This window comes from Sorangium sp. So ce124 (genome assembly GCF_051525235.1).
Taxonomy (GTDB): domain Bacteria; phylum Myxococcota_A; class Polyangia; order Polyangiales; family Polyangiaceae; genus Sorangium; species Sorangium atrum.
This window is the reverse complement of record NZ_CP150312.1, coordinates 4,138,762-4,151,283: the sequence shown is the minus strand read 5'-3', so window position 1 is coordinate 4,151,283 and position 12,522 is coordinate 4,138,762. Positions and strand designations below refer to the sequence as shown.

11 protein-coding genes are annotated in these 12,522 nt (G+C 69.2%); 7 read left to right on the top strand and 4 right to left on the bottom strand.

Annotated elements, in window-relative coordinates; all coding sequences use genetic code 11:
* Positions 1-139 precede the first annotated feature (139 nt).
* The 5 genes from WMF19_RS15715 (at position 140) to WMF19_RS15695 (ending at position 6,072) form a co-directional block, all read left to right on the top strand.
* Complete coding sequence (locus tag WMF19_RS15715; RefSeq protein ID WP_437899840.1) at positions 140-673, top strand: hypothetical protein; 534 nt, start codon at positions 140-142, stop codon at positions 671-673.
* A 566-nt stretch (positions 674-1,239) separates the two neighbouring features.
* On the top strand, positions 1,240-1,527 hold the full coding sequence (locus WMF19_RS15710; protein WP_437329389.1) for a hypothetical protein: 288 nt from the start codon (positions 1,240-1,242) through the stop codon (positions 1,525-1,527).
* Between the two features lie 251 nt (positions 1,528-1,778).
* On the top strand, positions 1,779-2,054 hold the full coding sequence (locus WMF19_RS15705) for a hypothetical protein (protein WP_437329388.1): 276 nt from the start codon (positions 1,779-1,781) through the stop codon (positions 2,052-2,054).
* 365 nt (positions 2,055-2,419) lie between these two features.
* Entirely contained in the window at positions 2,420-3,583 is a 1,164-nt protein-coding gene (locus WMF19_RS15700; RefSeq protein ID WP_437899839.1) for an integrase core domain-containing protein, read from the top strand.
* 1,121 nt (positions 3,584-4,704) lie between these two features.
* A complete protein-coding gene (locus tag WMF19_RS15695; RefSeq protein WP_437329386.1) occupies positions 4,705-6,072 on the top strand; it encodes an MFS transporter in 1,368 nt (455 codons plus the stop codon).
* Between the two features lie 93 nt (positions 6,073-6,165).
* Here WMF19_RS15695 and WMF19_RS15690 read toward each other — a convergent pair whose 3' ends face one another.
* Positions 6,166-8,130, bottom strand: coding sequence for a S9 family peptidase (locus WMF19_RS15690; protein ID WP_437899838.1), 1,965 nt, complete (start codon positions 8,128-8,130; stop codon positions 6,166-6,168).
* Between the two features lie 439 nt (positions 8,131-8,569).
* Here WMF19_RS15690 and WMF19_RS15685 point away from each other — a divergent pair, with 439 nt between their 5' ends.
* Positions 8,570-9,346, top strand: coding sequence for a GNAT family N-acetyltransferase (locus WMF19_RS15685; protein ID WP_437899837.1), 777 nt, complete (start codon positions 8,570-8,572; stop codon positions 9,344-9,346).
* 107 nt (positions 9,347-9,453) lie between these two features.
* Here the strand turns inward: WMF19_RS15685 and WMF19_RS15680 are convergent, their stop codons facing one another.
* Positions 9,454-9,606 (bottom strand): hypothetical protein, encoded by a 153-nt coding sequence (locus WMF19_RS15680; protein WP_437899836.1) that lies wholly within the window; start codon positions 9,604-9,606, stop codon positions 9,454-9,456.
* Between the two features lie 20 nt (positions 9,607-9,626).
* Between WMF19_RS15680 and WMF19_RS15675 the strand changes: the two genes are divergently transcribed.
* A complete protein-coding gene (locus tag WMF19_RS15675; protein ID WP_437899835.1) occupies positions 9,627-10,772 on the top strand; it encodes an FAD-binding oxidoreductase in 1,146 nt (381 codons plus the stop codon).
* A 67-nt stretch (positions 10,773-10,839) separates the two neighbouring features.
* Here the strand turns inward: WMF19_RS15675 and WMF19_RS15670 are convergent, their stop codons facing one another.
* Both WMF19_RS15670 and WMF19_RS15665 read right to left on the bottom strand, forming a co-directional pair.
* Entirely contained in the window at positions 10,840-11,922 is a 1,083-nt protein-coding gene (locus WMF19_RS15670; protein ID WP_437899833.1) for a hypothetical protein, read from the bottom strand.
* A 49-nt stretch (positions 11,923-11,971) separates the two neighbouring features.
* The gene (locus tag WMF19_RS15665) at positions 11,972-12,481 is read right to left on the bottom strand and encodes a hypothetical protein (protein WP_437899832.1); all 510 of its coding nucleotides are present in this window, start codon (positions 12,479-12,481) and stop codon (positions 11,972-11,974) included.
* Positions 12,482-12,522 lie beyond the last annotated feature (41 nt).

Below are 12,522 nucleotides of genomic sequence, written 5' to 3'. Positions count from 1 at the left end.
CCACCAGCGCACGCCCAGAACGGATCGACTCATGTTCATTCGGTCTACTCGACGATTTTCTATTTGACGCCCAGATCACACTCAGAAGAATAGCGTCTGTACCAACACCGCGTGTCGCGGCTCGCCAGGAGCCTCTACCATGTCGATGCGCTTCCATGGCACGGTCGGCCTGTGCTGCGCTTGTATGCTCGTCGTCGCCCCCGAGCCGGCGCTGGCGCTCGAGTTCAGTGGCGGCGTGAGCGTCGGCGGGATCCAGCTCGGGACCGAGCCCGAGCTCGCCGTCAGCCCTTTCGTCGGGTGGCTCTGGCGCAGAACGAGCGACTTCCGGATCGAAGTCCACAACGTGCTCAGCATTGTTCCAGGAGCAGGCGTCGGGGTTTACGGCCGGACGGCGGTCACCTTCGGGTACACCACGAAGACCGGCAACGTCAGCCTCGGGCCGTCGCTCTCGATCTACCTGATGCGGGTGTGCGGCCCCTTGATCTGCGACCGCGTGATGGGGGTCGCTCCGGGCGGCCGCGCCCAGTCCGACTGGTACTTCGCCGGGCGCCTCGGGGCGTCCACGAGCGTCAATGTGGACTGGGCGGGTGGTAGTAGCCGTGTGCTTCCTGGCAGCATGGTGCTGATGGTCACGGCTGGGCCTATCTGGAGGTTCGGGGGAGAGTCAAGATGAAGAGGGGGATTGTGCTTCTGTTTCTCGGTCTCACCGGGTGTAACTTCGACCTGGGAGAATGTTACGTCCGGGGTGATGGAAAGGAGGGGGCCGGCGGGAGCATCATCACCCCCACGGGCGGGGTCGGAGGCTTCGGGTATGTACCTCTCCAGCCGCAGAATCACACCGGCTACGACGAGGATCCGTGCAGCGGCGGCTCACAGGTCGCCGAATGTACGGTCACATGGAAGGCGGATTCGGTTCAGTGCAAGAACCGGGGTGAGGCAGGTACCTGCACCACGCTCTACCAGGGCCATCATGGGAGCCTGGACGAAGCCAAGGAACGATGTGAATATGCCAACGGGGTGCACCTCGGCTCGGGCGTGCAGTCGTGCGGCCCGTGCCGGTGGGTAAATGGTGCAAATGGGGATTGCAAGGAGCGCTGCAAGCAGAAGTGCGACGAAATTCACGATGGCTGTCATGAGGACTGCACGAAGCGCGATCCCACGGCAACGTGTCGCGAGAAGTGCAACACTCGTTATGCCAGGTGCCTTCGCGACTGCGAGGATGGATGCAGGTAAGTTCCAATGTTTGAGTTAACCACGACATTTACCCCAGCGGACGGCAGTCCGCAGCGAACCATCACGCTTCGCATGAGTGACGTGCGGCTCGATTCCGATGGTACTTCATGGTCTGTTGCCGTGGAGATCCTCGGGTTCAAGGATGATGACAGAGTTCGGTTAAAACAGGTAGACTGGACACAGGCGATCGTAGATGGTGCGCAATTCATCGCTCGGAGGGTCAACGACAAGGTCGAGAATGCAGGTGGCGGAACGCTCGACCCACCCATTTGGAACACGACGTGGGGAACTTGAGGGAGTGGACGCAATGGTTGACGCCTGTGCTCGGCGCGGTGCTCAAGCTCGGCCATATCGCGTGCGAGGTCGTCAGCGTCCCCGGGGTGAGTTCCGCGATCACGAGACCGGGGCCAGGTCACCGTCCGCCTGGTCGAACGTGCTGGGGGAGTGGCGGCCGCTGGCTCGAGCGGGATGCAGGCGAACTCGGAGCGCGCCGTTGTCGCGCTATATGGCGCCCGAGTCATTGGCAGCGTCAAGGATTGTGAACAATGAACATCTTAGAGATCGTCTCCACCTTCACGCCATCGGACGGAAGCGCGCCACGGACTATAACGATCCGTATTAGCGACCTCCGCGAGGAACCCGACGGGTTGTGGTCTGTGGCCGTGGACGTGCTCGGATTCAAGACCGATGATCACGTGCGCCTCAAGGGCGCTGACTGGCTGAATACCATCGAGAGTGCGGCCGGCTTTATTCGAAGGCTGGCGGGAGGTAAGGTCAGGGATTGCGGTGGTACTATCACCCCGCTCCTTCTTCCGCCTTGACGTCTGGACCGTAAGAGTCCGAGCTCGCGCCGCGCCCTGGCCGCCGTAGCCGCCGGCCCCGCCTTGGCCACACCGGCCGCCCATGCAGCCCTGAAGACGTCCACATCGGCGGCGCCCGGTGTGCCTCGGCCGCCTCGCTGCCTTCCTGGCGTGGCCCTCCGTCACCGCCGGGGTCGCCGGAGACCATCGTGAGCACGCTGTCGCGCACGGTCACCCGGGAGTGAAGCGCGAGAACGCCGATGGTTGGAGGTCGGTACGGACCGGTGGCCTGGGTAACGGTTCAGACCGGCAGCCTGGGTAGCACCTGGACGGACCGGGAGCTTCGGTGACACATGTCGTAGAGGACCGGCGACGGAGGAGCGCTGGTGCCTTGGAAAGAGACATGTTCAGTGGACGAGAGGCTTCGGTTCATCGCGCAGGTAAACGAGTCGGACGAGACGTTCGCGGAGCTGTGCCGGCGGTTCGGCATCAGCCGGAAGACGGGGTACAAGTGGGTGGAGCGCTACGAGCAGGCCGGACCGAGCGGGCTGGAGGAGCGGCGGCCCGTGGCGCACACATTCCCGCATGCGACGCCAACGGTGCTCGTCGACGCGCTGATCGAGCTGCGGAAGGAGCGCCCCACGTGGGGGCCGAAGAAGCTGCGCGCCCGGCTGGAGAGCCTGGGCGTGGAGGGGCTACCGGCGGCAAGCACCATCGGCGAGCTGCTCAAGAAGCATGGGATGATCCGGCCCCGTCGGCGGCGCGTGGTGACGCCACCGACCGCGATGCCGCCGCCGCTGGCTCCAGCGGAGCAGCCTAATGACACATGGTGCGTCGACTTCAAGGGGCATTTCGCGCTCGGCGACAAGACCCGGTGTCACCCGCTCACGTTGACGGATCAGGCGACGCGGTACTTGCTCAAGTGCGAGGGCGTGGCGAAGCCGGACGAGGCCTCGGTGCGGCCGCACTTCGAGCGCCCGTTCCGCGAGTTCGGGCTGCCGCATCGCATCCGCTCGGACAACGGCCCGCTGTTCGCCACGATTGGCATCGGTGGGCTCTCGGCGCTCTCGGTCAGCTGGATCAAGCTCGGTATTCATCCCGAGCGGATCGAGCGCGGTAAGCCGCAGCAGAACGGCCGCCACGAGCGAATGCACAAGACGTTGAAGGCGGAGGCGACATCGCCGCCAGAAGCCAACTTGGCAGCGCAGCAGCGCGTCTTCGACCGGTTTCGGCACGAGTACAATGATCAGCGTCCGCACGAGGCGCTCGGCCAGAGGACGCCGGCTTCGCGCTACACGCCCTCGCGCCGCTCGATGCCGAGCAAGCCCTCGTCGCCGGAGTACCCGGACACGATGGCCATTCGACGCCTTGACGACCAAGGACGGATGCTGTTCGGGGGCTCGCAGACCACCATCTCCTCACTGCTCGCCGGCGAGCCCGTGGGGCTGATTCCGAGCGCCGATGACGTCTGGGAGCTGTACTACGGCCCGGTTCTGCTCGCGCAGGTCACTCTGAAGAACAAGGAGCTGAAGCTGGCCAGGGCGCGGTGACCTGCCCGAACTCACACCGGATCGTGAGAAGAGGCTCGTGTGTACCGCGACCACGGGGAGCGGTTGGTGTATAGATCCTGGCGGTCCGAGAAAGCGCGGCGAGCGTGTCGCGTCGACGAGGATCCGGTCCCTGTTTCCAGTCCTCCCGGAGCAGGGGCCCGTGGCTCAAGGAAGTGTCACCGCAGCTCCCGGTCAGAAGTGTTACCAGGGCTCCGCTCGTACACCCTCTCGGCCTCCGCTCATACACTTCCCGTCCCCGGCGGCCTCCTGCGCGGCCCCAGCGGCCCTCCTGCGCAGCTGCGGCGGCCTCCTACGCGATCTCAGCACCCCTCCTGCGTGGCCCTGGCGGTCCTGCTGCGCGGCCCCGGCAGGCTCCTGCGCGGCCTCGGCGCCCTTCCTGCGCGGTCTCAGCCCCCCCCCTGCGCACCCAATTTGGTGTCCTAACGTACAACCAAGCGGCTCCTGCGCGGTCCCAGCGCCCCTCCTGCGCACCCAATTTGCTGTCCCATCACACGTCCCCGTGGCTCCTACGCAGCCCCGGCGCGCTCCTGCGCAGCCCCGGCCCCCCTCCTGCGCAGCCCCGGCCCCTCCTATGCGCCCCACTTGGTGTCCTGCATTACCGGAAATCAACTCCCGTGTCTGGAGGATGCGCTCGTGTTGCCTCCGTCGGTGGTGTGGTTCCAATCCGGGCTGCTCGGATCGGCGCGCACCCGGTCACCCGCGCCAAATACAACGTCTTCGTCGAGGCGACGGGCGCCTCGGCGCCGCCCTCCGCGGGCCGCACTCCCCGGTGCACTGCCCCTCGACGCCGATCGCGATGGCTGACCAGCAGGCGCCCTGACCGCGCACCGCGTGCCGTGATGGCCACGGCGCGGACATCCATCGGAAACACACGCTCGACAACCCATTTGCCGCCCGACATCGGCCGGAAACATACGATCGACAGCCCATCCAGGGTCCGACATCGACCGGAAACATACGATCTGCAGCCCATTTGTGCTCCGACATCGATCGGAAACATACGATTTACGACCCATTTACGGTCCTTGTTTTATGGATCCGTCCTGAGGCCTCGAGCTGCGCACCGCGAGGTCCTTCAGAACCGCACCTTACGAGGACCCATGACCCAGGCTACCAAGGCGACCAAGATCGAGCTATTTTCGCTGTCGACTCCAGCGATGCGCGCATTCCACTTGACCTGGCTGGCGTTCTTCGCCTGCTTCTTTGCGTGGTTCGCGGTTGCGCCGCTGATGCCGGTCATCAAGGGCGAATTCGGGCTGACCAAGGAGCAGATCGCCAACATCAACATCGCCGCCGTGGGAATCACGGTCGCGGGTCGCCTGCTGATCGGGCCGCTCTGCGACAAGTACGGTCCGAGGGCGACCTACACGTGCTTGCTGGCGCTCGGCGCCATCCCCGTGCTCGGGATCGCGCTGGCGCGGAGCTATGAGGTCTTCCTGTTCTTCAGGCTGCTGATCGGCATGATCGGCGCGAGCTTCGTCATCACGCAGTACCACACGTCCGTCATGTTCGCTCCCAACGTGGTCGGCACCGCGAACGCCACGAGCGCGGGCTGGGGCAACGCCGGAGGGGGGGTCACGCAGTCGACCATGCCCTGGGTGCTCGCGGCGGTGCTGAGCCTGGGTGTCAGCTCCTCGATGGGCTGGCGCCTCGCGATGGTGGTGCCGGGCGCGCTCATGCTCGTCGTGGCGGTCCTCTACTGGAAGTTCACCCAGGACTGCCCGCAAGGGAACTACAAGGACCTCCGCGCGGCGGGCGTCGAGATCGAGGGCGGGAAGAAGGGCGGATGGGCGGTCTTCAAGGCGGCGATGGGCAACTACCGGTCCTGGATGTTGTTCGTCACGTACGGAGCCTGCTTCGGGATCGAGCTCTTCGTGCACAACGTGGCGGCCAGCTACTTCGTGGACCGCTTCAAGCTGGATCTCCAGACCGCGGGCATGGCCGCGGGCAGCTTCGGGCTCCTGGCGCTGTTCGCGCGCGCCGTGGGCGGCATCCTCTCCGATCGGCTGGCCCATCGGAAGGGCCTGGACGCGCGCACGACCCTCCTGTTCGCGCTGATGGTCGGCGAGGGGCTCGGCCTGCTCTGGTTCTCCCGGACGCAGACGGCGGGGATGGCGGTGGTCGCGATGATCTGCTTCGGGCTCTTCACGCACATGGCGTGCGGCGCAACCTACGCGCTCGTGCCCTTCATCGATCGCAAGGCGCTCGGCGGCGTCGCGGGCATCGTGGGCGCGGGCGGCAATGTCGGCGCTGTCGCGGCGGGCTTTCTGCTCAAGGCGGTCGGCGACACCCAGGACTGCTTTGCGGTGCTGGGCTTCGCCGCGCTCGTCTCGTCGGTGTGCGCGATCCTTGTGCGGTTCACGGCCGCCCACAAGGCCAGCGAACAGGCCCTCTACGACAAGGCCCTCGCCGAGCGCCTCGCCCAGAGCGGCGCCCCGGCCACGGTCGGCCTCGCGCGCGCGAGCTGAACACGCCTCGAGGGCGCCACCCTCGCCGGCGACCGCGTGCACGTCAATCACCTCGCACGCGCGCGACGAGAACGGCGTCCTCGCGAGGCCGCGTTACGCCGCCTCCGGAGCGCGGTCTCTCGCGCAGTAGCGCTCGATCCACTCGACGATGCGGCGGCTATAGAACACGCGGTGGCTCGGCTTGCCGTGCTCGGCGAGGTGGTGATCGCCGCCAGGAAAGCGGATGAACTCGACGGGCGCCTTGCCCGAACGCGCGAGCGCCGCGAAGAGCTCCTCCGACTGGCCGATGGGGCAGCGGTGGTCCTCCTCGCCACACAGGATCAGGGTGGGTGTCGTGGCCTCGCCGGCCGATGACACCGGCGAGAGCTTGCGGTAGAGCTCTCGCTTGTCGAACGGCTCTCCTCGCATGTCGTGGGGATCGACGTAGTAGCCGGTGTCGGACGTCCCGAAATGGGACTCGAGGTTCGCCACCGGCGCGCCCGAGACGGCGGCGCGGAAGCGCTTCGTTTTGCCGATCGCCCACGCCGCCATGAAGCCGCCGTACGACTTGCCCGCGATGGCGACGCGATCGCCGTCGACCGTGCCCTCGGCGACAAGCTCGTCGATGGCGGCGAGGTGCTCCGGCAGATCGCGCTCGCCCCAGCGCCCCCGCAGACGATCGGCGAACTCCTTCCCCTGCCCGGTCGAGCCGACCGGGTTCAAGGACAGGACGGCCCACCCGCGGGACACCAGCACATACCAGTATGGCCGGTACGTGAAGCCGAACTCGACAGAGGCGTGCGGGCCCCCGTGCACATGGACGAGCAGCGGTACGGGTCCCCCGCCGCCTCCCGGCGGCAGCATCAGCAGGCCGACGTTCTTCATCCCCGACGCGCCACGGAACTCCCGCAGCGAGACGTCGGGCCACGCGCGATCGCTGCCCCACGCCTCGTTGACGTCGATGAGGAGCCGCGCGTCCGAGCCGTCCCAGCGCGCGCTGCCAAGCAGGCCGCAGAGGCGCATGCTGCTCCACAGGAACGCGATGGCTCCGGCGCCGGGCGCCGCGCTGATCTGCGTGATCTGACGATCGTCCGAGATGGCCTTGCGGAGCGCGCGCTGCTCGACCGAGACCAGGGCGACGTCCGAGGTGCTCTCGGTCGCGAGCGCCACGGCGATCTCGCGCCCGTCCGCGGACCACGCCGGGGGCATCAGCTTGCCGAGCGGGAAGCTCGCGACCTCCGTGTCCTCCGAGGTGACCATGCGCGGCTCCGCCTCGCCGCGCGCGTCGACGACCCAGACGTGCAGCCGCGAGGCGCCGTCCTCGCGCGGGCCGTAGAAGGCGAGGGTGCGCCCGTCCGGCGACCAGGAGGGCATCGTGGCGAGCGGGCAGCTGCGCGTCACCTGCCGGAGCCCTTCGCCCGACGGCGTCATCACCCAGAGGTCGCTGCGGTGGGCGTCACGGGGGCCCGCCCGCGTCCGGCTGAACGCGATGAGGCGCCCGTCGGGCGACCACGCCGGGTCGCTCTCGTTCGCGTCACCGCGCGTGATCTGCCGCGCCTCGCCCCCCTCGGCAGGGACGATGAAGAGGTGCGTCCGGCGGTCCAGCACGAACCCCACCCCATCGCTCTTGTACAGGGCCCTCGTCACCACCCGCGGAGCCCCCGGCGGCGCATCGGAGGCGACCTTCGCCGAGAAGACCAGGGCAGCGCCGTCAGGCGACCAGGCGGGGAGACCGGCGCCCGACTTGAGGTCGGTCAGCCGCCTCGCCTCGCCGCCGTCGATCCGGATCACATAGAGCTGCGCCGGGCCGCCGTCCCGATCCGAGAGGAAGGCGATCTGCGAGGAGTCTGGAGAGAAGCGGGGGCTCTCGTTCGTGTCCGAGCCGAACGTGATCTGCCGGGGAGCGCCTCCGCTCGCGGGGATCAGCCACAGGTTGGAGACGTAGGTGTCTGCCTTAGCGTCGATCTCCTCGAGGACATAGACGATCCAGCGGCCGTCGGGCGAGAGGACCATCTCGGCGACGAGCTTGAACGACAGCAGATCGTCCGGCTCGAAGCGGCGCGCGTGGGGATGTCGCATGGTACAGAAAGGCGAGCCGTGAGGGCGGATGTCAAGACCACCTCGGAGCGGCAAGGATCTCACGAGAGGACGCGCTGCGTACGGTGGACGGGATGCGCTTAGGGAACTGCGCATCTCCCCGACAGCAGCGCCGACAGGCTTGCTCGCTCGTGCGTCAAGGGGTGATGGGCTCGTCGATTCCATCCGTCGGGATCGCCGGACGGCTGGCTCTCGCCGGTGGAGCGAAGGGGCGAATTCATGTGGGCTTCGAGCGCGCGCAGCAGGGCTCCTCGGCTCGCGGTCCGGCCGAGCACCTCGAGCGCGCGCCGCGTCCGCCGCGCCATCGAGAGCCCGCAGCGCGCCACCCGCACCCGCTCGGGGCCTCGCCCGTCATCGTCTTGTCTTCCGGAGGAGGCCGTGATCCGTTGCGAAGGAGATGGCTCGGTGATGGAATGCCCCCGTGGACCGTGACTCCGTACTTGCGCTGTTTGACCAGCAGATCAGGCAGGGGCGCTCGGGCGAGCCGGCGACTGAACGATCCGGCTTCGCCCGCCACGCCGTACGGGCGGAGGGCTCGGACGGGAGCTGGGCGACCATCGTCTGGTCCGACCTCGATGAGACGACCGTGGACCTCGCGATCGCCGAGCAGATCGCGCGCTTCGCGCCGCTCGGGCGTGCCTTCGAGTGGAAGCTCTACACCCACGATCGGCCGGCGGACCTGGGGCAGCGGCTGGTCGCTGCCGGTTTTCATCCGGAGCCGGAGGAGGCGCTGCTCGTCGCCGACACCGCCGAGCTCCCCACCGAGGTGGGGCTGCCCGAAGGCGTGCGGCTGCTTCGCGTGACCGATGCCGAGGGCGTGCGGCTGGTCGTCCGGGCGCACGAGGCGGCCTTCGGTACGGATCACGCTTCGCTGGAGCGCAGGCTGGTGACGCAGCTGGCAGAGGAGCCCGAGGCGATGGCCGCCGTGGTCGCGATGGCCGGCGACGTCCCCATCTGCGCTGGCAGGGTCGAATTCCACCGAGGGACGCAGTTCGCCAGCCTCTGGGGCGGAGGGACCGCGCCTGCGTGGCGTGGTCAAGGCGTTTACAGGGCGCTCGTCGCGTACAGGACCCGCCTCGCCGCCGAGCGCGGTTATCGTTACCTCCAGGTCGATGCTCGGCCCGACAGTCAGCCCATCCTGTCGCGGCTCGGCTTCGTCCGACTCGGCACGACCGTCCCGTACATTTACGAGCGGTAGGCGGCGCATAAAGCACCACCGCGGGCGCCCGATCGAGGTATCCCGGCGTCGCGCGCGCCCGCGCGCTGGCCTCGGACCGCGGGCTCCGGCCAGCGCGCGGGCGCCGATCAGGGCACGATCTCCCGGATGCTGCCCTTCTCGTGCAGGAGCCCGTCGGGGCCCACGTGGGTCCGAGCAGCCTCGCGAACGCAATAAAATCGCCATTCGACGTGGCGGCGATCCCTCTCCACGCGCTCTCGCGTCTTTGCGCTGGATTCCATCGACGTGATAGCCTCGCGCCGTGCAGCGCCCGCAGCAGCTCCGCGAGCTCTTCTCCGCGTTCGCCCCACGCGTGATCTCCGGCCCGATATCCCATTACGGCGGCCTGCGGCAGAGCGCGGAGAGCTTCTGCGAGATCGCCCCCGCCTCCTCTGCCGAGCTCGCCGACGCCCTCGGGACGGCTTACCGGCACGGCGTCCCCGTGCGGATCCGCGGCCAGGGGCACGGCCTGAACGGCGCCTCGCTGCCCGGCGCGGGCGAGCTCCTCCTCCGCACGGAGCGGCTCGGCGACGTCCGCTTCGAGGCGGAAGGCACCGTGACCGCGGGCGGCGGCGCCGTCCTCTGGGACGTGCGCGACGTCGTGGAGCGCCACGGCTTCACCGTGCCCGTCGTGAACGACGGCCACGCAGGGCCCTCCGTCGCCGGCTTCGTCGCCGCGGGCGGCTTCGGGCCGGGCTCCAGCCTGCACGGGGGCTTCTGGGAGAACGTCGCGGCCGTGACGCTCGTCGATGGCACAGGCCAGCTCCGCCGCGCCGGCAGGGGCGACGCGCTCTTCCCATGGCTGTTCGGCGCCATGGGCCAGCTCGGCGTCGTCGCCGAGGCAACGCTCGAGCTCGTCCCGCGCGACAGGGCGAATCCCCCGCCCTATCCGACCGGCGCTGGCGCCGCCCGGGAGGTCGTCGCCGCCTCGCGAGAGCTGAAAGGGCCCGTGCCGGACGAGCACGAGCACGACGAGCAGCTCGTGTGGTTCACGCTGTTCACCCCGGGAAAGCGGCTCGCCGTGGCGCAAGCGCGGATCGCGGCCCTCGAGGCGGCGCACGCAGGCCTCCTCGACTACCGCCGGCGCTACGTGTACCCGATACGCCAGCGGCGCCCCGTGCCTCCGCTGGTGTATCCGCGCGACGAGCCGTTCTTCGCTATCGGCTCCTGGGGCGCCCTGCGCCTGCCTCCCGGGGACGCGGCGGGCCCGCTGCGCGCCTACGCCGAAGAGCTCACGAGGCACGCCGTCGAGCTCGGCTGCCGCCGGTACATCCAGTCCGAGGCGACCTGGGACGTCGACGCCTACCGCGCCTGCTTCGGCGACGAGACCTACGAGGCGCTACGCAAGCTCAAGGCGCAGCACGATCCAGCGCTCCTCCTGAACCGCGGCGCGGTCTTCGCTCCATGAGACGGGGAATCACGGCACCGCCCTCACGCCACGACATCGCGGGAGCGCTGCTGCCCGTCTCACCCGATCACCCGAACAGCGCCACGTAGGGCGTGATCCCGAGATAAGCCTTCGCCTCCAGCGGCACGCCGGGCCGGTAGACCAGCTTGAGCATGACCCCCTGACGGAGGCGCGCCGGCCACCCGCGGCCCGGCCAGCTCCGCGCCTCCGCCGGCCAGCCAAGGACCGCATCGCGCTTCTCCGGCGAACACGCGCCCAGCGCCACCAGCCGATCGAGCACCGTCGCCCAGCGGACATCCACGACCGGATACGAGATCTCCAGGCCCAGCATGGGCTGCACCTCCGCGTCGACGTCGAGGTGGAAGCTGACATGGCTCGTGAACGGGACCACGCTCTCGAGCAGCGCATCGATCTCCGCGATCGCCCCGGGCCAGCCGATGCGGGCCAGGTACGCACGGACATCCGCCTTCGCCATGGCCGCCACCAGCCGGACCGCGGCGCTTCCCCGCGCGGCGAGCGGAGCGACGTGCATCGCCCGCCCGCCCGGAGGCAGCCGCGCGAGGCACCGGAACAACGCGCCATCGACCGCCGGCGGCACAGGCTCGCCGAGCAGCAGCGCGAGCGCACGCCGGATCACGCTCGACTGCTCCGGGAGCGCAGCGCCGCCGCTCGCCCCCTCCGGGATCGCGGCGCCAGCCGCCGCGCCGGGGCTCGCCGGCACGAGGCCGCCCACGAGCCCGGGCTCGACGCAGGGGAACGGGTATGGCGCCGGCACGGGTCCAGGCAGCGCACCGGTGTCGGGGAGGTCGAGCTCGAGCCAGAGCAGCGGGACACCCCGGTGCAGCGGCGAGCCGGCGTCAGCCCACTCGGCGCAGAACTCGACGACCCTCGCCCACGCCGGCGTCGCGAGCAGGTCGAGCTCGGCGCGCCGCCGCACGAGCTCGCGGTGGCCGCCCTCCGCCGCGATCAAACACACCAGCAGATCGACGCGCTCGGACGCCCCGAGGCGGCACTCGACAGCGACGCTGGACGCCGCCGCGGGCAGGCCGCCCGCGACCGCTGCGAGGCGCGCGCACGCCGCCGGAGAGACCAGCGCCGGCGGGAGCAGCGCAGCGTCCGGCGCCAACAGCGCACGGAGCGGGACGATCAAGGCGCGCCTCTCCGAGCGGCGGCGCCGCCCCTCGCGCTGGGCGCTCCGCTCATCGCACGCGAGCGCGCTCCACCTCGAACGCCCTCGGCAGCGTGCTCTCGGCCTTCTGCGTCCGCGCCTGCACGCCAAACCAGTCGGGGGGCGCGTTGCCGAGGTTGAACTGCACATCCATGCGCGAGTTCTCCCCGGTGACCACGTTCGAGACCACCCCTCGGATCACCGTCTGCCCCTGGACCAGCGAGCACTGCATGGCGCTCTCGAAAAACGTGCCGTAAACGACCAGCTTGACCACCTGCCCCACCACGCCCGCGGGCGGGTAGACGGCGGTGACATGGAGCACCGGGCCAATCCAGTTGACCACCGGGTCCGGCGACCGCATCGGCAGGCGCTCGACCTCCCGGGCGACTGCATCGGCGATGCGCTTCGGATCGCGCGACCGCAGCACCGCTCGCTGAGGATCGGAGAGGCCGGCGGCCTCCATGGTGTGCTCCGGATCCTCGGCGAAGGCCGCCTGGAGGTTGGGATCGCGGGCGAGATCGGCGATGAAGAACATCAACATGGGGGCCGCTCCACGGTGGGGTGATGCACGCGACGACGAGC

Excerpts from the sequence above, each read along its gene's own strand:
- WMF19_RS15715 (WP_437899840.1), top strand. The coding sequence starts at position 140 with ATGTCGATGCGCTTCCATGGCACGGTCGGCCTGTGCTGCGCTTGTATG.
- WMF19_RS15710 (WP_437329389.1), top strand. The coding sequence starts at position 1,240 with ATGTTTGAGTTAACCACGACATTTACCCCAGCGGACGGCAGTCCGCAG.
- WMF19_RS15705 (WP_437329388.1), top strand. The coding sequence starts at position 1,779 with ATGAACATCTTAGAGATCGTCTCCACCTTCACGCCATCGGACGGAAGC.
- WMF19_RS15695 (WP_437329386.1), top strand. The coding sequence starts at position 4,705 with ATGACCCAGGCTACCAAGGCGACCAAGATCGAGCTATTTTCGCTGTCG.
- WMF19_RS15690 (WP_437899838.1), bottom strand. The coding sequence starts at position 8,130 with ATGCGACATCCCCACGCGCGCCGCTTCGAGCCGGACGATCTGCTGTCG.
- WMF19_RS15680 (WP_437899836.1), bottom strand. The coding sequence starts at position 9,606 with ATGGAATCCAGCGCAAAGACGCGAGAGCGCGTGGAGAGGGATCGCCGC.
- WMF19_RS15665 (WP_437899832.1), bottom strand. The coding sequence starts at position 12,481 with ATGTTGATGTTCTTCATCGCCGATCTCGCCCGCGATCCCAACCTCCAG.